General features: G+C 75.3%; 20 protein-coding genes. 3 read left to right on the forward strand and 17 right to left on the reverse strand.

Annotated elements, in window-relative coordinates; translation table 11 throughout:
• Window positions 1–36: 36 nt before the first annotated feature.
• From proB to PKE99_RS05900, 6 genes are all read right to left on the reverse strand, one after another.
• Window positions 37–1,149 (reverse strand): glutamate 5-kinase, encoded by a 1,113-nt coding sequence (gene proB / locus PKE99_RS05875; protein WP_037043347.1) that lies wholly within the window; start codon window positions 1,147–1,149, stop codon window positions 37–39.
• Window positions 1,150–1,243: 94 nt separating this feature from the next.
• A complete protein-coding gene (gene obgE / locus PKE99_RS05880) occupies window positions 1,244–2,827 on the reverse strand; it encodes a GTPase ObgE (protein WP_081923964.1) in 1,584 nt (527 codons plus the stop codon).
• 110 nt (window positions 2,828–2,937) lie between these two features.
• Window positions 2,938–3,195, reverse strand: coding sequence for a 50S ribosomal protein L27 (gene rpmA, locus PKE99_RS05885; protein WP_037043345.1), 258 nt, complete (start codon window positions 3,193–3,195; stop codon window positions 2,938–2,940).
• Between the two features lie 13 nt (window positions 3,196–3,208).
• Entirely contained in the window at window positions 3,209–3,517 is a 309-nt protein-coding gene (rplU, locus tag PKE99_RS05890) for a 50S ribosomal protein L21 (RefSeq protein ID WP_037043344.1), read from the reverse strand.
• Window positions 3,518–3,664: 147 nt separating this feature from the next.
• Window positions 3,665–7,204, reverse strand: coding sequence for a translation initiation factor IF-2 N-terminal domain-containing protein (locus PKE99_RS05895; protein ID WP_271214845.1), 3,540 nt, complete (start codon window positions 7,202–7,204; stop codon window positions 3,665–3,667).
• A gap of 163 nt (window positions 7,205–7,367) precedes the next feature.
• Window positions 7,368–8,189, reverse strand: a complete 822-nt coding sequence (locus tag PKE99_RS05900; RefSeq protein ID WP_197040547.1) for a TIGR03936 family radical SAM-associated protein — start codon at window positions 8,187–8,189, stop codon at window positions 7,368–7,370.
• 187 nt (window positions 8,190–8,376) lie between these two features.
• Here PKE99_RS05900 and PKE99_RS05905 point away from each other — a divergent pair, with 187 nt between their 5' ends.
• A complete protein-coding gene (locus PKE99_RS05905; RefSeq protein ID WP_037043342.1) occupies window positions 8,377–10,875 on the forward strand; it encodes a lysylphosphatidylglycerol synthase domain-containing protein in 2,499 nt (832 codons plus the stop codon).
• 4 nt (window positions 10,876–10,879) lie between these two features.
• Here the strand turns inward: PKE99_RS05905 and PKE99_RS05910 are convergent, their stop codons facing one another.
• Together PKE99_RS05910 and PKE99_RS05915 are read right to left on the reverse strand one after the other, a co-directional pair.
• Entirely contained in the window at window positions 10,880–11,410 is a 531-nt protein-coding gene (locus tag PKE99_RS05910; protein ID WP_037043340.1) for a GNAT family N-acetyltransferase, read from the reverse strand.
• Window positions 11,403–13,343 carry a TIGR03960 family B12-binding radical SAM protein gene (locus tag PKE99_RS05915; protein ID WP_037043875.1) on the reverse strand — a complete coding sequence of 647 codons (1,941 nt, stop codon included), beginning with the start codon at window positions 13,341–13,343 and terminating at the stop codon, window positions 11,403–11,405. Before PKE99_RS05915 ends, PKE99_RS05910 begins: the two co-directional genes overlap by 8 nt.
• Before the next feature lie 114 nt (window positions 13,344–13,457).
• On the opposite strand from PKE99_RS05915, the gene PKE99_RS05920 reads away from it, so the two are divergent.
• Both PKE99_RS05920 and PKE99_RS05925 read left to right on the forward strand, forming a co-directional pair.
• On the forward strand, window positions 13,458–14,279 hold the full coding sequence (locus PKE99_RS05920) for a class I SAM-dependent methyltransferase (RefSeq protein ID WP_037043338.1): 822 nt from the start codon (window positions 13,458–13,460) through the stop codon (window positions 14,277–14,279).
• 131 nt (window positions 14,280–14,410) lie between these two features.
• Window positions 14,411–16,006 carry an AfsR/SARP family transcriptional regulator gene (locus PKE99_RS05925; protein WP_037043336.1) on the forward strand — a complete coding sequence of 532 codons (1,596 nt, stop codon included), beginning with the start codon at window positions 14,411–14,413 and terminating at the stop codon, window positions 16,004–16,006.
• Between the two features lie 237 nt (window positions 16,007–16,243).
• Here the strand turns inward: PKE99_RS05925 and dapA are convergent, their stop codons facing one another.
• The 9 genes from dapA to folC all read right to left on the reverse strand — a co-directional run bounded on the left by dapA (window position 16,244) and on the right by folC (window position 23,977).
• Window positions 16,244–17,122: a 4-hydroxy-tetrahydrodipicolinate synthase gene (gene dapA / locus PKE99_RS05930; protein WP_037043873.1), complete on the reverse strand. Its 879-nt coding sequence runs from the start codon at window positions 17,120–17,122 to the stop codon at window positions 16,244–16,246.
• Between the two features lie 698 nt (window positions 17,123–17,820).
• Window positions 17,821–18,651 (reverse strand): ABC transporter permease, encoded by an 831-nt coding sequence (locus PKE99_RS05935; protein ID WP_037043334.1) that lies wholly within the window; start codon window positions 18,649–18,651, stop codon window positions 17,821–17,823.
• Window positions 18,648–19,487, reverse strand: a complete 840-nt coding sequence (locus tag PKE99_RS05940) for an ABC transporter permease (protein WP_037043332.1) — start codon at window positions 19,485–19,487, stop codon at window positions 18,648–18,650. The genes PKE99_RS05935 and PKE99_RS05940 overlap by 4 nt, the downstream gene beginning before the upstream one ends.
• Window positions 19,487–20,410 (reverse strand): ABC transporter ATP-binding protein, encoded by a 924-nt coding sequence (locus PKE99_RS05945; protein WP_037043330.1) that lies wholly within the window; start codon window positions 20,408–20,410, stop codon window positions 19,487–19,489. The genes PKE99_RS05940 and PKE99_RS05945 overlap by 1 nt, the downstream gene beginning before the upstream one ends.
• Window positions 20,411–20,420: 10 nt before the next feature.
• Window positions 20,421–21,011: a GNAT family N-acetyltransferase gene (locus tag PKE99_RS05950; RefSeq protein ID WP_051737130.1), complete on the reverse strand. Its 591-nt coding sequence runs from the start codon at window positions 21,009–21,011 to the stop codon at window positions 20,421–20,423.
• A 2-nt stretch (window positions 21,012–21,013) separates the two neighbouring features.
• On the reverse strand, window positions 21,014–21,424 hold the full coding sequence (gene ndk / locus PKE99_RS05955; RefSeq protein WP_037043328.1) for a nucleoside-diphosphate kinase: 411 nt from the start codon (window positions 21,422–21,424) through the stop codon (window positions 21,014–21,016).
• 34 nt (window positions 21,425–21,458) lie between these two features.
• The gene (locus PKE99_RS05960) at window positions 21,459–21,998 is read right to left on the reverse strand and encodes a DM13 domain-containing protein (RefSeq protein WP_081923960.1); all 540 of its coding nucleotides are present in this window, start codon (window positions 21,996–21,998) and stop codon (window positions 21,459–21,461) included.
• Between the two features lie 52 nt (window positions 21,999–22,050).
• Entirely contained in the window at window positions 22,051–22,443 is a 393-nt protein-coding gene (locus tag PKE99_RS05965) for a DUF4233 domain-containing protein (protein ID WP_037043326.1), read from the reverse strand.
• A gap of 49 nt (window positions 22,444–22,492) precedes the next feature.
• Window positions 22,493–23,977, reverse strand: a complete 1,485-nt coding sequence (gene folC, locus PKE99_RS05970) for a bifunctional tetrahydrofolate synthase/dihydrofolate synthase (RefSeq protein WP_081923959.1) — start codon at window positions 23,975–23,977, stop codon at window positions 22,493–22,495.
• Between the last annotated feature and the right edge of the window lie 2 nt (window positions 23,978–23,979).

Genomic DNA, 23,979 nt, shown 5'->3' on the forward strand with positions numbered 1-23,979 from the left:
CGGCCGCATCTGCGTGGCCGCCCGGCCCGGCCGGCGTCAGAGGATCACGAGGTCGTCGGCGTGCACGATCTCCCGCCGGTAGTGGCGGGGCAGGTCCGTGGAGCGCCGCCCGATGATCCCCGGCAGCTCGGCGGCGTCGTAGTTCACCACGCCCCGGGCCACGACCGCGCCGTACGGCCCGACCAGGTCGACCACGTCCCCGGAGACGAAGTCGCCGTCGATGCCGTGCACGCCCGGGGCCAGCAGCGAGCGCCGCCGCTCGACCACCGCGGTCACCGCGCCCGCGTCGAGGTCCAGGCGCCCGCGGACGTCCGCCGCGTGCTTCATCCAGAACAGCCGTGCGGACATCCGCCGGCCGGACGCCCGGAACGCCGTGCCGACCTTCGGCCCGCCCGTGTCGAGGGCATCGGCCACCTCGTCCGCCGCGGCGAGCAGCACCGGGATGCCCGACGCCGACGCCATCGCCGCCGCCGTGATCTTCGTGGCCATCCCGCCGGTGCCGAGGCTGCCCTGACCGGGCTTGGCCACGGTGACGGCCTCGAGGTCGGAGGGGGCGTCGACCTCGGCGAGCAGGGTGGAGCCCGGGCGGCGGGGGTCGCCGTCGTAGAGGCCGTCGACGTCCGAGAGCAGGACCAGCGCGTCCGCACCCACGATGTGCGCCACCAGGGCGGCGAGCCGGTCGTTGTCGCCGACACGGATCTCGTCCGTGGCCACGGTGTCGTTCTCGTTGACGACCGGGATGACGTCGAGCCCCAGCAGCCGCTCGAGGGTGCGCTGCGCGTTGCGGTAGTGCGAGCGGCGGATCATGTCGTCCGCGGTCAGCAGGACCTGCCCGATCCGCTGGTCGTGCCGGAGGAACGAGGCCGAGTAGGCGTGCGCGAGCAGCAGCTGCCCGACGCTCGCGGCGGCCTGCTGGGTGGCCAGGTCCCGGGGCCGGCGGGCCAGCCCGAGCGGCGCCAGGCCGGCCGCGATCGCCCCGGAGCTGACCAGCACGACCTGCGACCCGGCCGCGCGACGGGCGGCGAGCGCGTCGACCAGCCGGTGCAGGCGGGCGGGATCGAGCCCGCCCGCGAGACTGGTCAACGACGACGATCCCACCTTGACGACCACCCGCCGGGCGTCGCCGAGCAGCCTGCGGGTGTCGGTCACCGGAAGATCGTCCCGCGAGCCGGCACCTCCGGGCGACCGAGTTGCACATCCCCGTCGGCGCCCGAGGCCCGAGGACCGGGACGCACGCCCCCGGTCATCGGGGGCCGTCCTCGTCCGACCAGACCTCGAGCTCGTCGTCCCCGAGTTCGAAGAGCTCGCCGCCGTCGTCGAGGTCGTCCTCGTCGGCCGCGTCGTTGGTCCAGCGGGCCTCGTTCGCGTAGCTCGCCCCGGCGGCCAGCTCGGCGTCGGTGAGGTGCCGCCGGCGCGCGAGCCTCGCGAGCTTGCGCTCCGCGGCCGAGACGCGGGCGGAGCCGCCCTCGATGCGGGCGTCCGTACCGCGGCCGGACATGACCCGGGCGATCCCGGCCGGGGTGCTGGGCTGCCAGTCGAAGGTGACGTCGCCGATCGTGACCGGGCAGCCCGGGACGGCCCCGGCCTCGGCCAGCGCGTCCTCCACGCCGAGCCGGGCGAGCCGGTCCCCGAGGTAGCCGACGGCCTCGTCGTTGTCGAAGTTCGTCTGCCGGATCCAGCGCTCGGGCCGCGCGCCGCGCACCAGGAAGCCGTCCTCGAGCTGCGGGTCGGGCTCGACGGTGAAGCCGGCGTCGTCGACCGCCTGCGGGCGCAGCACGATCCGGGTGGGCTCGACGACGGGCTGGGCGGCGCGGTAGGCCGCGACCTGCTCGCCCATCGCGAACGACAGCTCGCGCAGCCCCTTCCGGCTGGCGGTGGAGATCGGGAAGATCGGCCAGCCGAAGCGTTCCTGCAGGTCCGCGGTCACGATCTCGACCATGTCCGCGGCGTCCGGGACGTCGATCTTGTTCAGCGCGATCAGCCGGGGCCGGTCGGCGAGGTCGCCGCCGAGCGCCGGGGTGTAGCGGGCGAGCTCGTCCTCGAGGGCCTGGACGTCGGCCACGGGGTCGCGGCCGGGCTCGAAGGTGGCGCAGTCGACGACGTGCACCAGCACCGAGCAGCGCTCGATGTGCCGCAGGAAGTCGAGGCCCAGCCCGCGGCCCTCGGAGGCGCCGGGGATGAGGCCGGGGACGTCCGCGACGGTGAACACCTCGTCCCCCGCGGTGACCACGCCGAGCTGCGGGACCAGCGTGGTGAACGGGTAGTCCGCGATCTTCGGCCGCGCCGCGGACAGGGCCGCGACCAGTGACGACTTGCCGGCCGAGGGGAACCCGACCAGCCCGACGTCGGCCATCGACCGGAGCTCGAGGGTGAGGTCGCGGGACTCCCCCGGCTCGCCGAGCAGGGCGAAGCCGGGCGCCTTGCGCGCCGACGACGCGAGCGCCGCGTTGCCGAGCCCGCCGCGGCCGCCCTCGGCGGCGACGAACCGGGTGCCCGGCCCGACCAGGTCGGCGACGATCTCGCCGCGCCGGTCGAACACCACGGTGCCGTCCGGGACCCGCAGCTCCAGGTCCTCGGCGTTGGCGCCGGCCCGGAACCCGCCCTGGCCCTGCTTGCCGTTCTTCGCGACGGCGTGCGGGCGGTGGTGGAAGTCGAGCAGGGTGTGCACTCCCGGGTCGACGACGAGCACCACCGAGCCGCCGCGGCCGCCGTTGCCCCCGTCGGGGCCGCCGAGCGGCTTGAACTTCTCGCGATGGATCGACGCGCAGCCGTTGCCGCCCGCCCCCGCGGTGGCGTGCACGACGACCCGGTCGACGAACCGCGACATGTCTGACTACTCCTCTACACGCGCCCCGGCGGCGGAGCCGCCCAGACGAAACGAGCGGCGGACCCCAGCCCGGGGCCCGCCGCTCGCGAACTGCCTGTGGTGGTCGGGCCTCAGGCCTCGACCGGCACCACGTTGACGACCTTGCGGCCGCGCTTGTGGCCGAACTGGACGGCACCCTCGACGAGCGCGAACAGCGTGTCGTCGCCACCGCGGCCGACACCGTCGCCCGGGTGGAACTTGGTGCCGCGCTGGCGGATCAGGATCTCGCCGGCGTTGACGGTCTGACCGCCGAACCGCTTGACGCCCAGCCGCTGAGCGTTCGAGTCGCGCCCGTTGCGGGAGCTGGACGCACCCTTCTTGTGAGCCATGGCGCAGGTCTCCTTACGCGCTGATGCCGGTGACCTGGACCTTGGTCAGCGGCTGACGGTGGCCCTGACGCTTGTGGTACCCGGTCTTGTTCTTGAACTTGTGGATCCGGATCTTCGGGCCCTTGGTGTGCTCGACGACCGTGGCGGTCACCGAGGCCTTGGCCAGCGCATCCACATCCGTGGTCAGCTTGTCGCCGTCCACGAGCAGCACGGCGGGCAGGCTGATCTCGGCGCCGGGCTCACCGTCGATCTTCTCGACGGTCAGCACGTCGTCGACGGCCACCTTGTACTGCTTACCGCCGGTCTTGACGATCGCGTACATCGTTGACGCACGACTCCTGAAACTCTCGGGGGGACTCATGGGCGCCCAGCCCCGGCGAACGGGGCACGGCGCGCACGCCGGCTCCCTCAGCACAGGCCGAGGGCGCGGCTCCTTGACTCCCAGGGTACGGAAGGGGAAATCGCAGGGTCAAACCGGGTCCCCCCCGGCCGATCCGGCGGGGCCGTCCTGCGTGCCGGCCCCCACGGACGAGGTCACCGGGACGGTGACCGTACCAGCGGCGTCGCCCTCGCTCGGCGGGCCCGCCGGGCGCGAGGCCGCCCGCCGCGACCTGCGCGGACGGGAGGTGACGGCCGTGTCGTTCGCGGGCTCCGGCCGGTCCGGGGCCGCGGGGGCGGACCCGGTCTCCGGCAGCGGTGCCGTGACGACGACCGGCTCGGCCGCCGTGCTCGGCGCGCCGGCCGAGCGCGTGACCCGGCGGCGCTTCTCCGGCTTGGCCGGGGCGTCGGCCGCCCCGGCGGGCTCCGCCGGCTCGGCCTGCCCGGCGGAGTCGGTCGGCCCGGTCCCGGTGGGCCCGGTCACCTCGGGGGTGTCCGCGGTCGCCGGGACCGCCGGGGCGTGCCCGTTCGACGTGGCGACCGGAGCAGCGTCCCCGGCCGCGGCGGCCGGAGCCGACGCGTCCTCGGCCGGTGCCTCCGAAGCCGACGCCTCCGAAGCCGACGCCTCCGAAGCCTGCGCCTCCGGGGCCTGCGCCTCCGGGGCCGCTGCCGCGGTCTCCTCGGGCACCTCGGCCGTGACGACGACGGCCTCGGCGGTGCCGGAGCTGCCCGCCGGGCGCTCGGCCCGGCGCCGCCCGCGCCGCCGGGCGGGGCGCCCGGAGTCCGGCTCGTCCATGCCCGTCGGCGCCTCGGGGGCGTCGGCGACCGGGGCCGGGGTGGTCTCGACCACCTCGGTGACCGCGGCGGCACTGGCGACACCCGCCGGGGTGTCCGTGTCCTCCACGTCGACGGCATCGGCGACGTCGGCCGGGGCCGCCTCGCCCGTCGTGTGCCGCGCCGCCGCCACGATCTCGGCGACCGCCGCCGCGGCGCTGCGGAGGTTCGGCCCCTGCTGCTCGGCGTGCTCGGCGTGGCGTTCCTCGCCGCGGCGCCGGCCGCGCTTGCGGCCGCCGCTCTCACCGCCGCCACCGCCCGCGCTGCCGTTCACGGGGTGCACGTGGTCGCCGTCGGTGGAGACGATCACGCCCCGGCCGCGGCAGTGCTCGCACGGCGTGGAGAAGTGCTCCAGCAGCCCGCCGCCGACCCGCTTGCGGGTCATCTGGACCAGGCCCAGCGAGGTCACCTCGGCGACCTGGTGCCGGGTGCGGTCCCGGGCCAGGCACTCGGTCAGCCTCCGCAGCACCAGGTCCCGGTTGGCCTCGAGCACCATGTCGATGAAGTCGACCACGATGATGCCGCCGATGTCGCGGAGCCGGAGCTGGCGGACGATCTCCTCCGCCGCCTCCAGGTTGTTCCGCGTGACTGTCTCCTCGAGGTTGCCCCCGGAGCCGGTGAACTTGCCGGTGTTGACGTCGATGACCGTCATGGCCTCGGTCCGGTCGATCACCAGCGTGCCGCCGGAGGGCAGCCAGACCTTGCGGTCCAGCGCCTTGAGCAGCTGCTCGTCGATCCGGTACTCGGCGAAGACGTCCTTCGGCCCGACGTGCCGGTGCAGCCGGTCGGCCAGCTCGGGTGCGACGTGCGCCACGTAGTCCGAGACGGTCTCCCACGCGTCGTCGCCGGACACGATCAGCGAGGAGAAGTCCTCGTTGAACTGGTCCCGCACGACCTTGACCAGCAGGTCCGGCTCCTCGTAGAGCAGCGCGGGGGCCTTGGGCGCCTTGGGGCCGGTCTTCTCGGACTTCTCCTTGACGACCTCCCACTGCGCCTGCAGCCGGCGGACGTCCCGCTCCAGGGCCTCGTGGCTGACGCCCTCGGACGCCGTCCGGATGATCACGCCGGCGTCGGCCGGGACGATCTCCTTGAGCATGTCCTTGAGGCGCTTGCGCTCGACGTCCGGCAGCTTGCGGGAGATGCCCGCCGCCCCGCCGCTCGGCACGTAGACCAGGAACCGGCCGGCCAGGCTGATCTGGGTGGTGAGCCGGGCGCCCTTGTGCCCGACCGGGTCCTTCGTGACCTGGACGAGGACGCTGTCGCCGCTGCTCAGGGCCTGCTCGATGCGGCGGGCCTTGCCGTTGAGCCCGGCGGCGTCCCAGTCGACCTCGCCGGCGTAGAGCACGGCGTTGCGGCCGCGGCCGATGTCGACGAACGCGGCCTCCATGCTGGGCAGCACGTTCTGCACGCGGCCGAGGTAGATGTTGCCGACCATCGAGGCGGGTGCGGACCGGTCCGCGGACCCGTTGCCGCCACCGGCGACGAAGTGCTCCACGAGCACGCCGTCCTCGAGCACGCCGATCTCGGTGCGCGGCCCGCTCTGCCGGACCACCATCGACCGCTCGACGGACTCGCGGCGGGCCAGGAACTCGGCCTCGGACAGGATCGGCGGGCGCCGACGGCCGGCGTCGCGGCCGTCCCGGCGGCGCTGGCGCTTGGCCTCGAGCCGGGTGGAGCCGCGGACGGACTGCACCCCGTCGTCCCCGGAGTCGCGGGTGTCCCGGGCGTCCCGGGCGTCCTTGTCCCGGGCGTCCTTGTCCCGGCCCTGGCGCACCTTGGTGACGGTGTTCGGCGGGTCGTCGTCGCCGCGCTCGTCCGCCGTGTCGCCCGCGCCGCGGCGACGGCGGCGGCGACGGCGGCGCCGCGAGCCACCGGCCTCGCCCTCGTCGGTGTCCTCGTCGTCCGCGTCGGATTCCTCGGCCGAGTCGTCGGACTCGGCGTCGGCGGCCTCGCCCTCGGCGGTGTCCGCGGCGTCCGACGCGTCCTCGGCGCCCTCGCCGTCCTCGCCGTTGTCCCCGCGGCCGCGGCCCCGGCCACGCCGGCCCCGGCGCCGACGGCGGCGGCCCGCGCCGTCGTCGTCGCCCTCGTCGGAGGCGTCGGTCTCGTCGACGGTCTCGGCGTCCCCGGTCTCGTCCCCGGTCTCGTCCGCGGGCGTCTCGGGGGTCCCCTCGGCGGCCTCCGGCTCGGGCCTGCCCGAGCGGCGGCGGGTGCGGCGGGGCTTCGCGGGGCCCTCGTCCTCGTCGGGAGCGGCGGCCTCGGCGGGCGCCTCGGTCGCGGCCTCGGCGGGCTCCGCCGCGGCGGCCCTGCGGCGGCGACCGCGGGTGGGCGCGGCGTCGGGCTGGGGGGCCTGGAAGAGCGGGGCGGGCGGCGCGAAGACCGGCGAGAGGGGGCCCTCGGTCTGCGCGGCGGAGGTGTCCGCGGCGGGCTGCTCGGCGGCGGGGCGTCCGCCGGCGGCCGGTTCGGTGTCCTGCCCGGCGGCGGCCTCGGCGGCCGGGACCGTCTCCGGCGCCGCGGTCTCCTCGGTCGTGTCCGACTCCGGGGCGGTCGCCGGGGCCTCGGGGGCGGCCCCGGTGGCCTGCTCGCCCAGCAGGGCGGTGACGACCTGCTCGGCCGTCTTCCGGTCGACGCCGGCCTGCGCGCTCCGCGCGGCACTGCCGAGCTCGGCGAGCGCCGCGAGGACCTCCTTGCTGGTCCGCCCGATCAGCCGGGCGAGGGCGTGCACACGCAGCTTCTCCGGCAGTTCCGACACGGAGAACTGCCCGCCGGTACCCCCGGCGGGCGCATCGTTGATCGACATTCAACTCCTTCGCCCCCGGGCGCCCCTCGAGGGCGGCCGCACAGGGGCCTCACGCGTTCTCCCGTCCCGCGGTGCGGGCCGGGCAATCCTGGTCGCTCGGCGGTGCTCGACGCCGCGTCCGGCCGGCCCACCCCGGGCCGGCGGCGGCACCGCTCCGCGGCGGTCAGGCCCGGGCGGTGACCCGGCCCGCTCCGAGCGGATCGGCGAGGCGGCCCCGGTCGTCGAGCAGGCCCTGCGCCATCCGGGTCGCCTTCGCGGGCACCGGCGGTTTCAGACCTGCGACAACGTCGAGTGCGCCCAACACGTCGTCGGGTCGAACAGCGGGTGTCGTCTGCCGTACGACCGCCGTCAGTATCGCACAGTCCGACCCCGCGGCGTCCGGTTCCGGTGTGACTCCGCCCGGTGCGTCACCCACCGGCGGTCCCCCCGCGGGTGCATCGTCGCAGGTCGTGACGGCCGCCGACACGACCGCGGCCCGGACGTCGATCTCCCGTCGCCCGGCCGGCATGACCCGCTCGACCACGAGCGCGTCGCGCGCCAGGAGCGCCTCGACGGCCGCCCGCAGCGCCGCCTCGGGGACGCCGGGGAGGACGATCCGCCACAGGCTCGCGTCGATCCGGTCGGCGAGCGCCGGCGGCTCGGCGACCACGGCGTCGAGGATGTCCAGCCCCGCGGGCAGCGCCGCGTCGAGCGCGGTGCGGACGACCTCGGGCTCGACCTCGCGGGTCAGGCCGATCTCGAGGTACTCGGCCTCGCTGGCCGTGCCGGTCGGGGCCGCGCCGATCCACGAGATCCGCGGGTGCGGGCTGAAGCCGTGCGAGTGCGAGACGGGGATGCCGGCGCGGCGCACCGCGCGTTCGACGCTGCGGGCCACGTCGCGGTGCGACAGGAACCGCAGCCGCCCGCGCTTGGCGAAGCGCACGCGGATGCGCTGCACCGTCGGCGGGGCGGGGTTCGCGGCCTCCCCGGGTCGCACTCGAGCCATGGGAGCAGGGTAGGCCCCGCCCGCCGCCGACCCGGCGCCCGGCCTCACCCCGGTCCCGGCGGACCGACTCGCCAGGAGGCCCGATCCGGCGGTTGGGGCGCGCGTCTTCCGGGGACACACTCGTCGCGGTCGGCACGGGCGCCGGCCGCGGCGGACCGGGAGCGGGGTCGAGGGCGGGGTCGGGAACGTGGACGACAGGCTGGACGACAGGACCGACGAGCGGGTCGACGCGCAGGTCGGGGCGCAGGTCGGGGAACGGGCCGACGAGGGGCCCCGGGAGCGGGTCCCGCACGGGCCCGCACCACAGCCGGAGGACCCCGTCGTGACGGTTCCCCCCACCGGTCCGCGCTCCCTGCGGCGGTTCTCCGTCGGCCGCCGGCCCCGCGACGTCGTGCGGGTCGTGGTGGCGGCCGCGGTCGTCACGCTCTGCGCGCTCGCGGCCGACGGCGCGGTCAACCCGGTCGAGGCGGCGATCTTCGAGGAGATCGGGGCCCTCCCCGCCGGCTGGGCCCCGGTGGCCGCCGGACTGCTCTGGGTCGGCACGTGGGCCGGGATCGCCGGGGCGGCGGCCGTCGCGCTGTACCTCAAGCACGTCCGCGCGGCGGCGCAGCTCGTCGCCGCCGGCACGGTCGCCTGGCTGGTGACGACGGCGCTCGGCCATCTCCTCCCCGACCGGCCCGTCCCGCCCGAGCTCGCGGGCGAGACCGGCCTGCGGCTCCCGGGCCCCGAGGGGTTCGCCTTCGCCGCCACCCACACGGCCGTCGCGGCGGCGCTCGTCACCGCCGCGGCCCCGTACCTGCCACGCAAGGCGGCCTCCGCGGGCTGGATAGTGGCGGTCGCGGTCGCGCTCGCGGAGGTGTACCAGGGCGCCCTGCCGCTCGCGGTGTTCGCCGGCGCGGTCGTCGGCTGGGGCGCCGGGTCGGCGTCGCACCTCGTGGGCGGGGCCCCGGGCCGCCGGACCTCGGTCGAGGCGGTGCGCCGCACCCTCGAGGAGGCCGGGCTCCGCCCGGACGACATCCACGCGGAGCGCGCCCACCTGGTGGGCCCCCGCCGCTTCACCATCACCACCCGGGACGGCCGGGTGCTCCGGGCCCGCGCGGTGGCGCGGCTGCACCGGCGGGCCGGCCCCTGGTACCGCCTCCGGCGACTCCTCGCCACGATCGACGTCCAGGACGTGCCCCGGCTCTCGAGCACCCACCACGAGGTGGAGCACGAGGCGTACGTGTCGCGGCTGGCCGAGGCGGCCGGGGTGCGGACCCCGCACGTCGAGCTGGCGTGCGTGATCGAGCACGGCTCGCCGGTGCTGGTGCACGGCGTGGTCGAGGGGCGGCCGCTCTCGGAGCTGCCGGTCCGGGAGATCGACGACCGGCTCCTGGACGCGGTGTGCACCCAGGTCGCGGTCCTGGGCCGGGCCCACATCGCCCACCACGACCTGCAGGCCGACAACATCCTGGTCGACGCGGACGGGAACCCCTGGCTGCTCAACTTCACCTTCGGCCAGGTCGGGGCGAGCCCCGCGCTGCTGGCCCAGGACCTCGCCGACGTACTGATCACGCTGGTCTCCATCGTGGGCGTGGACCGGACCGTCGCGGCGGCCGACCGGACCCTGTCCGCGGACCGGCTGGAGGCGGCGCTGGCCTACCTGCAGCCCCTCGCGCTGCACCGCGGGGTCCGGGAGCAGATCGCCGAGGGCCACTACCTGTTCAGCGAGCTGCGGGAGGCCCTGGCGGACCGGATCGGGCGGCCGCTGCCGAGCTACCCGTCCCCCGTCCGGCCGCGCGCGCTGGTCACGATGCTGTTCCTCGGCGGCGCGATCTACCTCCTGCTGCCGCAGCTCGCCGACCTGCCGGAGACGGTGGGCCTGCTCCGTGACGCCAACTGGTGGTGGCTCGCCCTGGCCGTGTTCACCGGGATGCTGGCGATCGTGCTGTCCGCGGTGTCCCTGCTGGGCTCCTGCGACACCCACCTGCCCTTCCGCCGCACCGTGGAGGTGCAGGTCGCGGCCGCCTTCACCGGCCGCACCACCCCGGGCGGCGTCGGCTTCTTCGGGATCAACATCGCGTTCATGGAGAAGCTGGGGATGCGCCGTTCGCTCGCCGTGGGCGTGACGATGCTGAACCTCGCGGCGACCGGCGCGGTGTCGGCCGTCATCTGCGTGGTGGGGATCTTCGCGGTGGGCATCACGGGAACCCTGCGGTTCGTCCGCATCCCCACCGGCTGGCCGCTGCTGGGCGCCATCGCCGGGATCCTCGTCCTCGCCGGGCTCGTGCTCGGGTCGCCGCTGGGCCGGCGCCGGATCGTCCGGCCCGGCCTGCAGGTCGTCCGCGAGCTGTGGGGCGCGATCCGCCGCCCGCTGCGGGCCGCGCAGCTGTTCGGCGGCGCCGCCGCGTACCACCTGATGTCCGCGTTGGGCCTGGCCACCTGCCTGGCCGCGTTCGACCCGCACTTCCCGTGGCTGGAGGTGCTCGTGGTGTTCGTCGTCGGGCAGACGCTCGGGCACATCGCGCCGACACCGGGCGGTCTCGGCGCGGTGGAGGCGCTGCTCGTCGCCGGGCTCGTCGCCGTCGGCGTGGCCCCCGCGCCCGCGGTCGCCGCGACCCTCACCTCGCGGCTGCTGACCTACTGGCTGCCGGTGCTGCCCGGCATCGGGATGTTCCGCTACCTGCAGCACCGGGGTGTGGTCTGACCGGCTACTCCGGCCCGGGCTCGAGGACCAGCAGGGTCTCCCCCGCCGGCCGGAAGCCCGCGCGCCGGTAGAAGGTCGTGCTGCGGGCGGTCGGGGCGAGGATCAGCCGCCGGTAGCGGCGGTCCCGGGCGTGGTCGACGACGGCCTGCAGCAGGGCGCGCGGGACGCCGCGATCGGCGAAGGCCTCGAGCACGAAGGCGTTGCCGACCTGCCCGACCTTGCCCGCGCGCGTCCCGGGCCGGGGCATCGGGACGATCTCCACGACGTTGATCGAGCCGATCGGCGTCCAGCCGGCCCGGTCGCTGCCGATCTCGGCCAGCCAGAAGGTCCGCCGGGGCTGCTCGACGCGCGCCCACTGCGCGAACGCCGCCTCGAAGCCCGCGTCGGACACCGGCCGGCCGGCCCGTTCCTCGGTCCAGGCACGGCGCAGCCTCGCCAGGGCCTCGACGTCGCGCTCGTCCGCGACACGGACGGTGATCTGCCGGGTGCCCGCCGACTGCGACCCGGCCGGCTGCCCGGAGAGGTCCTCAGCCACCCAGCTCCCGTCCGACGGGGTTCACCACCGTCAGCGGGAGCAGCGTCGTGCCGCTCGGCCCGACCTCGATGTCGGTGCCCGTCGAGGGGCACACCCCGCAGTCGAAGCACGGGGTCCAGCGGCAGTCGTCCTGCTCCCGCCCGGACAGGGCGTCCTGCCAGTCCGCCCAGAGCCAGTCCCGCTCCAGCCCGGAGTCGAGGTGGTCCCAGGGCAGGATCTCGCCCTCCTCGCGCTCCCGGGTGGTGAACCACTCCAGCGAGACGCCGAGCGGCTCCAGCTCGGCCTTGGCGGCGGTGATCCAGCGCTCGTAGGAGAAGTGCTCGGACCAGCCGTCGAACCGGCCGCCCTCGCGCCACACCCGCTCGATCACGGCACCGACCCGGCGGTCGCCGCGGGCGAGCAGGCCCTCGATCAGCGAGGGCTGCCCGTCGTGGTAGCGCATGCCGATGTTGCGCCCGAGCTTCTTGTTGCTGTTCACGGCCTCGCGGAGCTTCCGCAGCCGGGCGTCGACGACCTCCGGGTGCGCCTGCGCCGCCCACTGGAACGGCGTGTGCGGCTTGGGGACGAAGCCGCCGATGGAGATCGTGCAGCGGACGTCGTTGCGGCCGGAGGCGGCGCGGCCGGCCTGGATGACCCGGTGCGCCATGCCCGCGATCTCCAGGACGTCCTCGTCCTCCTCGGTGGGCAGCCCGCACATGAAGTAGAGCTTGACCTGCCGCCAGCCCTGCGCGAACGCCTCGGAGACGGTGCGGATGAGGTCCTCCTCCGACACCATCTTGTTGATCACCCGGCGGATCCGCTCGGACCCGCCCTCGGGCGCGAAGGTGAGGCCGGAGCGGCGGCCGTTGCGGCTGATCTCGTTGGCGAGGTCGATGTTGAAGGCGTCGACGCGGGTCGACGGCAGCGAGAGCGACGTGTTGGTGCCCTCGTAGCGGTCCGCCAGGCCCTTGGTGATGTCGGCGATCTCGGAGTGGTCGGCGCTGCTCAGGGACAGCAGGCCGACCTCGTCGAACCCGGAGGCCCGCACCGCGGCGTCGACCATCTCGCCGATCCCCTGCAGCGACCGCTCGCGCACCGGGCGGGTGATCATGCCCGCCTGGCAGAAGCGGCAGCCGCGGGTGCAGCCGCGGAAGATCTCCACGCTCGCCCGCTCGTGCACGGTCTCGGCCAGCGGGACCAGCGGCGCCTTGGGGTAGGGCCACTCGTCGAGGTCCGACGTCGTGCGCTTCTGGACCGTGGCCGGGGCACCCTCCGCCGGGGTGACGGCGGTGATCGCGGTGTCGTACTCCACCTCGTAGAACGAGGGGACGTAGCAGCCGTCGGTGTTCGCCAGCCGGCGCAGCAGCTCGCGGCGGCCCCCCGGCCGCCCCTCGGCCTTCCACGCCTTGACGACGTCCGTGATGTCGCCGACGACCTCCTCGCCGTCCCCCAGCGCCGCGACGTCGACGAAGTCGGCGATCGGCTCCGGGTTGAAGGCGGCGTGCCCGCCGGCGACGACGACCGGGTGGCTCTCGTCCCGGTCCACCGCGTGCAGCGGGATGCCGGCGAGGTCGAGCGTGGTCAGCAGGTTCGTGTAGCCCAGCTCGGTGGAGAAGCTCACGCCGAGGAGGTCGAACGCGGCGATCGGACGGTGGGTGTCGACGGTGAAGGCGGGGACCTCGTGCTCGCGCATGAGCTTCTCGAGGTCCGGCCAGACGGCGTAGCAGCGTTCGGCGAGGGCGTCGGCGCGCTCGTTGAGGACCTCGTAGAGGATCATGACGCCCTGGTTGGGCAGGCCGACCTCGTACGCGTCCGGGTACAGCAGCGCCCACCGGACCTCGGCGGACTCCCACGGCCTGGTCTGCGCGTTCAGCTCGCCGCCGACGTACTGCACGGGCTTGGACACCCGCGGCAGCAACGGTTCGAGGGCAGGGAAGACGGACCCTGACAGCACGGCGCTCACGCGAACCCAGGGTAGCCCTGCGCCGATTCCTCCTCCGCACACGGTTCCGCACACGCTCCCCCGCCACGCTCCCCGTGACCGGCACCACCGACACGAGGAGCCACCATGAGCACCCCGACCACCGACCCGATCCACACCATCGGCCCCAAGCACCGCGCGCTGTGGGCCTCCGGCGACTACGGCACCGTCGCCTCCGACCTCATCCCCGGCCTGGGCGCGATCCTCGTCGAGGCCGCCGGCATCGGCCCCGGGCAGCGCGTGCTCGACGTCGGCGCCGGCACCGGCAACGCCTCCATCCCGGCCGCGGCGGCCGGCGCCGAGGTCGTCGCCTCCGACCTGACGCCCGAGCTGCTCGACCGGGGCCGGCGCATCGCCCGCTCCCGCGGCCTGGACCTGGAGTGGGTCGAGGCCGACGCCCAGTCGCTGCCCTTCGAGACCGGCGAGTTCGACGCCGTGATCTCCTGTGTGGGCTCGATGTTCGCACCGTTCCACGAGCGCACGGCAGCCGAGACGCTGCGCGTCTGCCGGTCCGGCGGCACCGTCGGAATGATCAACTGGACGCCCGAGGGCTTCGTCGGGCAGCTCTTCGCCACCATGAAGCCCTTCGCGCCGCCGCCCCCGCCGGGCGCCCGCCCCGCGCCGCTGTGGGGCAGCGAGGAGCACGTCCGCGAGCTGTTCGGCGACGGCGTCCGCACGCTCCGCGCCGCGAAGCGCACCTACACCCTCGACGTCACCGACTCCCCGCAGGACTTCCGCGAGTGGTGGAAGCGCAACTACGGCCCGACGATCGCCGTCTACGGATGCGTCGCCGACGACCCGGCGCGCACCGCCGAGCTCGACGCCGCCTTCCTCGACTTCCTCACCCGCACGCAGCAGGGCGGGGTCTGGGAGTCGGAGTACCTGCTCGTGACGGCCGAACGGGCCTAGCAGGCGGGCGGGAACCGGCCCCGTCACGGCCGAACGGGGCTACCGCAGACGGCGGAACCGGCCGAACGGGCGACGCCGGACGTATCGGGCGGTGCCATCCTGACCTCCTTCCCAGCGGACGGGAGAGCGGGATGGAGCCGGACGACACAGGACGGGGGGACGACGGCGGGGAGGGGCCCGCCGTCGTCGTCCGGCTCCTCGGGCCGCCGCGCGTCGAGACCCGGGGTCCCCGCCCTCCCGTCCCTCGGGGCCGCAAGCCGTGGGCGCTGCTCGCGCTGCTGCTGACCACGACCGGCCCGGTGCCCCGCGGACGCGTCCAGGAGCTGCTGTTCCCCGATGCGGAGGACCCGCAGGCCGCGCTGCGCTGGACGCTCAGCCAGGTGCGCCGCGCCGTGGGGGACGCGGTGCGCCTCGAGGGCGACCCGCTGACCTGCGAGATCGCCGAGGGCGTCCGGGTCGACGTCGTCGACGTCCTGGCCGGGCGGGCCCCGGCCGGCTGGCCCCTCGCCGAGGCCACGCTCCCGCTGCTGGAATGCGCCGAGCCGGACGTGCCGGAGTTCGCCGCGTGGCTGCACGGCCGCCGGCACGGCCTCGCCCGCGCGGGTGCTCGGCTGCAGCGGCGGCACCGGCCCCGCGGCAGCTCCCCCGCCAGCCGTTCGGCGGTGCGGGAGCTCGTCCGCGTCGGCGAACAGGTGATGGATTCGGGGGCGGCGCGCGACGGCACCGCGATTCTCGCCGGCGCGGTCCGGCGGGCCCGGGAGCTGGGCGACGACGTCGTGCTCGCCGAGACGCTGGCGCACTACGGGCGCGGGTACGTCCACGCCGTCGCCAGCACCGACCCCGGCGCGGCCGCCGCGCTGCGCGAGGCCGACCGGCTCGCGACGCGCGAGGGCCTGGCCGACATCGCCTCCCTCGCCCGCCGCGAGCTCGGCTTCGTCGCCACGGCCACCGGCGACCCCACCGCCGCGCTGCGGTGGCTCGACAGTGCCGGCGTCGCCGCCGGGGAGCGGCCCGAGCAGCGGGCCGGGGTGGCGCACGTGCGGGGGTTCGCGCTCATCGACACCGGGCTCTCCGAGTGGGCGGTGCGCGAGCTCGACGCCGCCGTGGCCCTCGCCGAGACCGCCGACCGGCCGCGCGCCTTCACCGCCGCGGTCGCCATGCGGGCCCGCGCCCGGCTGCAGCGCGGCGAGGACGAGGCGGCCGCCTCCGACGTGGCCGAGGCCCGCCGGATGGCCTCGGAACTGGGGTGGACGTCGATGCGGCCGTGGATCGACGTGCTGCACGGCGAGGTCCTGCTCCGGGAGGGCCGGGTGGCCGAGGCCGAGGCCGTGCTGGCCGACGCCCACACCCTCGCCGAGGTCCTCGACGACGCCTGCTGGATCGCGCTGACCAGCCGCGGCCTCGCCGTCGCCCGGGCACGGCTCGGGAACCCGGCCGCCGCCGCGACGGCCCTCGACGGCGCCTGCGCCACCCTCGTCGCCGACGCCGACGTCTGCTGCTGGATCGAGCTGCACCTGCGGGACACGCTCTGCGCGATCACCGCCGACCTCGACCGGGACACCGCGCTCCGCGAGGCCGCCCTGCTCGCCCGGCGCGCCGAACACACCGGGCTCGCGGAGTACGCGGTGCGCGCCGCCCGCCACCGCGCCCGCCTCGGCGACCCCGACGCCGCCGCCGACGCGCGGGCCCGCGCCCTCCCCCACGACAATCCCGCCCTCCTCCGCTGACCGCACGAGCGGCACTCTCGTGCAAGAGGTCCGCACGAGCGCGCCAACTCGCTCACAGGAGGGCGCTGCTGGAGGGGTTTCGTCGGCTCGCCAGGTGGCACCACTGATCCTCGACCCTCACGGCGTCCCACACCCACCCGAGCGCCCCACCCGGTCGACGGGGTGTGAAGCGCTCCTCCCGGGTGCGGCACCGGGTCCGGGCGGGTGCGCGGTGCCCCTCAGGGTGTGGGGGGCGAGTCAGTCGAGGAGGCCGGCGGCGCGGAGGGCGGCGCGGACGTCCTCGTGGTGCCACTCGTCGAGCGGGACCAGCGGCAGCCGAATGCCGCCGGGCATCAGCCCCATCTCCGCCAGCGCCCACTTCACCGGGATCGGGTTGGGCTCGGCGAAGAGGGCGCGGTGCAGGCCGGCGAGGTCCGCGTCGATGGTGGCGGCCTCCTCGTCGTCGCCGGCGATGGCGGCCTTGCACATCCGCGCCATCTGCTCGGGCGCGACGTTCGCGGTGACCGAGATGTCGCCGTGGAAGCCGGCGAGCATGCTGGCGCGGGCGGTGGCGTCGTCGCCGGAGTAGAGCGCGAAGTCGGTGAGCCCGAGCGCGACCAGGTCGCGAACCCGGTCCAGGTCGCCCTTGGCCTCCTTGAGCCCGACGATGTTCGGCACCTCGGCGAGCCGCTCGACGGTCGAGGGCAGCATGTCGCATGCCGTGCGGCCGGGGACGTTGTACAGGTACTGCGGGATGTCGACGGCCTCGGCGACCTTCTTGAAGTGCCGGTACAGGCCCTCCTGCGGGGGCTTGTTGTAGTACGGCGTGACGAGCAGCGCCCCGTCGGCGCCCGCCGCCGCGGCGGACTCGGTCAGGTGGATGGCCTCGTCGGTGTTGTTCGCGCCGGTGCCCGCGATGACCGGGACCCGCCCGGCGACGACGTCGATCGTGCGGCGGATGACGTCCGTGTGCTCCTCGACCGACAGCGTGGAGGACTCGCCGGTCGTGCCGACGGACACGATCGCCGCGGTCCCGGCCAGCACCTGCCGCTCGACGAGCCGGTCGAGCGCCTCGTGGTCGATCGAGCCGTCCTCCCGCATGGGAGTGACCAGCGCGACGAGACTTCCGGTGATCATGATCATGCCCTTCGTGACGCGAACGCGACGGCGACGGTAGCAAGCGCGGGCGGCGGGGGCCCAGGGCGATCCGGCCCGTGCGACCGGGCCCCCGGACCCGGTCCGGACAACGGCGGGGTGGTGCTGGCCCCACCCCGTGTCGGGGGTCGGCGCGCCCGGATCCGGGGGCTCGCACCGGCGACGGGCGGCCCGGTGCTCCCTAGCGTTCCGGGCAGCGTTCCGGGTCCGACGAAGGAGCTGCGATGAGTCCGGTGTCCTCCCCGGTCGCGCCGCTCGGCCGGCGGCCGTCGCCCCGCGAGCTGCCGCGGCTGCGCGAGGCCGGCACCGCCGCGGCCCTGCTCGCGGTGGCCGCGCTCGGGCTGCGATGGTGGGGGTCGCCGTGGCACGAGGTGCCCGTGACGCACGTGGCCGAGTGGCACATACGCACGCTGCTGGGCCTCGGGCGGGCGGGCCGGGTGCCGGTCCTGCTGCTGCTCGGCCTGGCGGTCCTCGCGCTGGTCACGGGCGGGCTCGCGCGCTCGGGCCGACTGCGCTGCTGGCCGCACCACCTGGCACTGGCGGCGGCCGGCGCCACTTCCGTGCTGGCGGCGGTGCAGACGCTGACCCGCTGCCCCCTCGCCCTCGGCGCCTGGCTCACCGGGCTGCTGGGCCTGGTGGCGCTGGCCGGATCGACGGCGCGCTCGGAGCGCCGACCGGACCTACCGCAGCAGCAGCGCCTCCAGCCGGCGGGCGGCGACGACGACGCCGACCGCGGCCATGACCACGAAGTAGGCGAGGTGGCCGAGCATGCCGAGGTGGACCGCACCCGTGGTGAGCCCGCGCATGAGCTCGACCGCATGGAACAGCGGTAGGCACTCGACGAGGATCTGCAGCGGGCGGGGGTAGACGCCGAGCGGGTAGAAGGTCGTGGCGAACAGGAACATCGGCAGCACGGCCAGCGTGACCAGGTCGAAGTCCTGCCAGGAGCGCATGAACGAGGTCGCCGCCATCCCGATCGCGGCGAACGCGAACGCGACCAGCAGCGCTGCCGGCAACGCCAGCAGCGCCCAGGGCGAGGTGATCAGGCCGGCGACCGCCATGACCGACAGGAAGCCGGTGGCGTAGAGCCCGCCGCGCAGCAACGCCCAGCCGATCTCGCCGAGCGCGATGTCGACCGGGCCGAGCGGGGTGGCCAGCATCGCGTCGTACAGCCGGTTGTACTTGAGCTTGAAGAACACGTTGAAGGTCGCGTCGAACACCGCGCCGTTCATGGCGGACGCGGCAAGCAGGCCCGGCGCGATGAACGCGGCGTAGGAGATCGGCCGCCCGTCCGGCCCGGGCAGCTCGCCGACCAGCGAGCCGAGGCCCGACCCCATCGCCAGCAGGTAGAACACCGGCTCGGCGAACCCGGACACGATCGCCGGCCAGGTGCGGCGCGCGGCCGTGGCGGAGCGCAGCAGCAGCATCCGCGAGCGACCGGCGTAGCTGCCGCCGGGCAGCACCCGGGTCCACCCCGGGGCGGGGCGCGCCGTGGCGTCGATCGTGGTCACGGCGCGAGCCTCCGGGTGAACGCCCGGACCGACAGCCCGGTGCCGACGGCGAGGAGCGCCGCCAGGTAGGCGAGGTGCCCCAGCACCGCCCCGGCCGTACCGGTGCCCAGCGCCGCGGCGCGGGCCAGCTCCGTGCCGTGCCACAGCGGCGACACCCACGCCAGCGGCTGCACCCAGGCGGGCAGCGCGGCGACCGGGAAGAACGTGCCGGAGAACAGGGTCATGGGCAGCACGACGAACCGGAACAGCGCGTTGAACGCCGCGCCCTCGTCCTCCCGGCTCGCCGAGAACGCCATGACCGGCGCGGCCACGGCGGCCCCGGTCAGCACCGCGGCGGCGAGCGAGCCCAGGACCCCGATCGACGCGGCGCCGCCGAACACGGCGATCAGCACCAGGTAGACCGCGCCCGTGAGCGTCATCTTGGCCGCGACCCACACGAGGTGGCCGACGGCGATCTGGGCCCCGGTGAGCGGCGTGGCCGCCATACCGAGGTAGACGCGCTGCCACTTGAACCCGGACAGCACCGGGTAGGTCATCTCGAACGCCGCGCTCTGCACCGTGGACATCGCCAGCAGCGCCGGGGCCAGCCAGACCAGGTACGGCACGCCGCCCGTGGCCGCCTCCGCCCCGGGCCGCGACGCGATCAGGCTGCCGAAGCCGAGCCCGAACGCGAGCAGGAACAGGAGCGGCTGGAGCACCGACGACACCGCCGTCGCCCGCCAGTTGCGCCGGTACCACCGCCAGAACGACTCGACGACCAGCAGCACCCCGTGCACCCACCCGGGCGCCGTCGCCGGTGCGAGCCGGGTCGCGGGTACGCGTTCCTCGATCGCCATCAGTCCACCAGCGTCCGGCCCGTGAGCCGGAGGAACACGTCCTCCAGCGTGGACCGCCGCACCAACGCCGACAGCGGCCGCAACCCGGCGGCGTGCAGCGCGACCTGGGAGCGCTCCCCGTCCGCGGTGTAGAGCAGCGCCCGGTCCGGGAGCAGCTCGACGCGCTCGGCGTACCGCTCGAGGTCGCCGGCCGCGGGCCGTTCCTCCGGGAGGAACCGCAGCTCCAGCACCTCCCGCGTGGACCACCGCTCGATGAGCTCCGCAGGAGAACCCTCGGCCACGATCACCCCGCCGTCCATGACGACGAGCCGGTCGCACAGCTGCTCGGCCTCGTCCATGTAGTGGGTGGTGATGATCTGGGTGACGCCCTCGCGCTTGAGCTGGTACAGCCGCTCCCACAGCAGGTGCCGGGCCTGCGGGTCCAGCCCCGTGGTCGGCTCGTCGAGCAGGAGCAGCTCGGGGTCGTTGACCAGCGAGCGGGCGATGGTGAGCCGGCGCTTCATCCCGCCGGACAGCGGCTCCACCCGGTCCTCGGCGCGCTCGGTGAGCCGCGCGAACTCCAGCAGCTCCGCCGCCTTGGCCCGCACGTGCCGGCGGGGCAGCCCGAAGTACCGGCCGTAGATCTCCAGGTTCTCCCGCACCGACAGCTCGGTGTCGAGGTTGTCCAGCTGCGGGACGACGCCGAGCCGGGCCCGGATCCGTGGCCCCTCCCGGTCCGGGTCCATCCCCAGGACCTGCAGCGATCCCGACGTGCGCGGCGAGACGCACGCGATCATCCGCATGGTCGACGACTTGCCCGCCCCGTTGGGCCCCAGGAAGCCGAAGACCTCGCCCTGCGCCACGTCCACGTCGATCCCGCGGACGGCCTCGAACCCCCCGAAGCGCTTGCGCAGGTCCCGCGCCTGGACCAGTCCGTCCCCCACGACCGGAACGCTAACGGGAGGGACCGACACTTTCCTGTCGATTCCGGGTCCGGTCCCGGACGGCCTCGTCGTCGGTGATCTCGCGCTGGAACCAGTGCTCGTCCCGGACGTCGCCCGGCCCGAGGCGCAGCGCCGCGGGGAAACGGCCGACCTCGGTCCAGCCGCGAGCCGCGTACCACTCCGGGAGCCCGGTGCCGCCCCGGGCCGAGAGGATCAGCTGGGCGAGACCCAGCCCCGCGGCGCGGTCGAGGGCCGCGTCGAGCAGCCGTCCGCCGAGGCCGCGGCCCTGCAGGTCCGGCCGCACCATCAGCCGGATCACGGTGGCCCGGTGTGCCACCACGGGCCCGCGCCCGGGCTGCAGGAACACCGTGCCGACGAGCTCGTCCCCGGGCCCGTGCAGGGCGAGCAGGTGCAGCGTGCCGGCCCGGACCTCGGCCACGGTCGCCTCGGCGAGGGCCCGGACGTCCGTCTCGGGGGCGTCGGGCGGGAAGCCGACCGCCCCGCCCGCGCGGGTCACCGCCGTCCAGAGCGTGCCGAGCGCCGTCGCGTCGGGCTCGGTCTCCGGCCGGGGTCCGGAGAGCCCGGCCGGGGTCGCCGGCACGCTCAGAGGTTCGGGAACCAGAGCTTGATCTCGCGCTCGGCAGACTCGGGCGAGTCCGAGCCGTGCACCAGGTTCGACTGGGTCTCCAGGGCGAAGTCGCCGCGGATGCTGCCCGGGGTCGCCTTCTCCACCGGGTCGGTGCCGCCGGCGACCTGCCGCCACGCCGCGATCGCGCGCGGGCCCTCGGCGACCGCCGCCACCAGCGGGCCGGAGGTGATGAACTCGAGCAGCGACTCGAAGAAGGGCTTGCCGTCGTGCTCGGCGTAGTGCTGGCTCGCCAGCTCGCGGTCGACGGTGCGCAGCTCGAGCGCCACCAGCGTGAGGCCCTTGCGCTCGATGCGCGCCAGGCACTCGCCGATCAGGTTCCGGGCGACGCCGTCGGGCTTCACGAGGACCAGGGTGCGTTCAGTCACGCGACGGAGCGTAGCGACGCCGCCGGACGGGTCGTCACGGGGCCAGCGTGGCCGCGCCGAACGAGACCGAGAACCGTTCGCACCAGATGCTGACGCTGCTCAACCCGGCGAGGTCCGCGCCGGCCGGCACGGGGTAGTTGGCGCTGCCGACGTTGCCCTTCAGCGGGCCGAGGTCGAGGTACCGGCCGTCGTCGAACACGTGCCAGCCGTCCCGCCCGGGCAGCACGGGCGCGTCGGTCAACCAGACCCGTAGCCGCGGTCCGTTGCTCGTGACCAGGTCCTGCAGCCGCAGCACCCGGGAACCGTCCGGCAGGCCGAGGAGCAGCGCCTCGCCCGTGGTCGCGTGCTCGTGCGCGACGAGCCGACCGGATGCGAGCACGACGGGCTCGGCCTCGGGGACCCCGGCCGGGGCCGCGGCCACCGGAGCGGGCTCCGCCACCGACTCGTCGACGACGAGCTTCCACGGCTCGAACCACACCAGCCCGGCCGCGACGACCAGCGCGAGGACGACGGCGGCGGGCAGGAGGACGGACCGGCGCCGCCATCGGCGGCGGGTCCCGGGGCGACCGGACACCCGCGCAGGATGCCGGTCCGGCGGGCCCGTGACCAGGGCCGGAGGGCAGCCGCTACTGCTGCTGGGACGGCAGCTGCCCGCGGGCCATCCGGCGGGCGACGTCCCGGCGCATCCACAGCACCATGCCCCACACCAGGACGAAGATCAGGCCCATGGCCAGCAGGGACACGTGGAAGAGGCCCGTGGCCACCAGCCCCACCTGCAGGACCAGCGCGAAGCCCAGCCCCCACGGCCGCCGCTGCAGGCCCGAGGCCACGATCATCAGCAGCCCGAGCACCAGCACCACGGTGATCGCGACCGGGTTCAGCGCGCCCTCGGTGAACCTCGCGACGACGAGCACCCCGAGCAGCACGACGATCGCCTCGAGCACCAGCAGCCCCGCGCACACGCCGCGGAAGCCCTTCATCGGGTCCGTGGCGGGCGGGCGTACCGGTTCGGTGCTCACGCCGGCACCCCGGCGGTCCCGCCGCCGGTCACGCCGCTGGTCGCCGTGCTCACGCGGGCTCCTTCCCGAAGATCGACCGGGCCTCGCCCGCGGTCACCACGGAGCCGGTGACGATCACGCCGACGCCCGAGTCCCCGGCCTCCTCGGCCAGCTCGACGCCCTGGTCGATCGCCGCCGCCAGCTGCGGCTCCACGCTCACCCGGTCCCGCCCGAACACCTCGACGGCCAGCGCCGCCAGCTCGTCCGGGTCCATGGCGCGCGGCGACGAGTTCATGGTCACCACGACCTCGTGCACCGCGGGCTCGAGCGACTCCAGCAGGCCCTTCGCGTCCTTGTCCCGCATCACGCCGATCACCGCGACCAGCCGCGTGAACCGGAACTCCGACATCAGCGCGGCGGCCAGCGCGCGGGCGCCGTGCGGGTTGTGCGCGGCGTCGATCAGCACCGTCGGCCGGCCCGGCCCGCCCTGCATTGGCTCCAGCCGCCCCGGCGAGGTGATCGACGCGAACGCCGCGCGGACCGCGTCGGGATCCAGCGGCTGCTGCGGGCCCGCCCCGACCAGCGCCTCCGCGGCGGCCAGCGCGATCGCCGCGTTGGACGCCTGGTGCTCGCCGTGCAGCGGCAGGAAGATCTCGTCGTACCGGCCGGACAGGCCCTGCAGCTCCAGCCGCTGCCCGCCCACGGCCAGCTCGCGCTCGCGCACCCCGAACTCGGCGCCCTCGCGGGCCACCTGGGCGTCGACCTCGGCGCAGCGCTCGAGGAGCACCTCCGCCACGGCCTTGTCCTGCGCGGCGAGCACCGCGACGGAGCCGGGCTTGATGATCCCGGCCTTCTCCCGCGCGATTCCCAGGAGGTCCGTGCCCAGGTACTCGGCGTGGTCGAGGCCGACCGGGGTGATCACCGAGACCCGGGCGTCGACGACGTTGGTCGCGTCCCACCGGCCGCCCAGCCCGACCTCGACGATCCCGGCCTCGACCGGCGCGTCGGCGAACGCCGAGTACGCCATGGCCGTGAGCACCTCGAACTTGCTGAGCCTGATCTCGTTCTTCGCGTCGAGCAGCTCGACGAAGGGCTCGACGTCCCGGTAGGCCTGCACGTACTGCGCGGGCGAGACGGGCCGGTTGTCGAGGTTGATCCGCTCGGTGGCCCGCTGCAGGTGCGGGCTGGTGTACCGGCCCGTGCGCAGCCCGATCTCGCTGAGGATCGCGTCGACCATGCGGGCCGTGGAGGTCTTGCCGTTCGTGCCGGTGAGGTGCACGACTGGGTAGCCGGTCTGCGGGTCGCCGAGGACCTCGACGAGCGCCCGGATCCGGTCCAGCGACGGCTCCATGACCGTCTCCGGCCAGCGCCGGTCCAGCTCGGCCTCGACCGCGAGGAACTCGGCGTACTCCGCCACCGTGGACTGCGCGGGCACGACGTCCGGGGTGTCCGAGCCGCGGATCTGGTCCAGGACGTGGGAGATCACCGCGTCCTGGGCCTGCTCCTCCGGAGCGCGGACCTCGCCCTCGCCCTCGGGGGGTTCCGGATCCGTCACCG

This window comes from Pseudonocardia halophobica (assembly GCF_027922425.1).
GTDB lineage: Bacteria > Actinomycetota > Actinomycetes > Mycobacteriales > Pseudonocardiaceae > Pseudonocardia > Pseudonocardia halophobica.

Coding starts and splice junctions, on each gene's coding strand:
- PKE99_RS05895 (WP_271214845.1), bottom strand. CDS start 7,204: ATGTCGATCAACGATGCGCCCGCCGGGGGTACCGGCGGGCAGTTCTCC.
- PKE99_RS05940 (WP_037043332.1), bottom strand. CDS start 19,487: ATGGCGATCGAGGAACGCGTACCCGCGACCCGGCTCGCACCGGCGACG.
- PKE99_RS05920 (WP_037043338.1), top strand. CDS start 13,458: ATGAGCACCCCGACCACCGACCCGATCCACACCATCGGCCCCAAGCAC.
- PKE99_RS05925 (WP_037043336.1), top strand. CDS start 14,411: ATGGAGCCGGACGACACAGGACGGGGGGACGACGGCGGGGAGGGGCCC.
- rplU (WP_037043344.1), bottom strand. CDS start 3,517: ATGTACGCGATCGTCAAGACCGGCGGTAAGCAGTACAAGGTGGCCGTC.
- obgE (WP_081923964.1), bottom strand. CDS start 2,827: ATGTCGCGGTTCGTCGACCGGGTCGTCGTGCACGCCACCGCGGGGGCG.
- dapA (WP_037043873.1), bottom strand. CDS start 17,122: ATGATCACCGGAAGTCTCGTCGCGCTGGTCACTCCCATGCGGGAGGAC.
- rpmA (WP_037043345.1), bottom strand. CDS start 3,195: ATGGCTCACAAGAAGGGTGCGTCCAGCTCCCGCAACGGGCGCGACTCG.
- PKE99_RS05900 (WP_197040547.1), bottom strand. CDS start 8,189: ATGGCTCGAGTGCGACCCGGGGAGGCCGCGAACCCCGCCCCGCCGACG.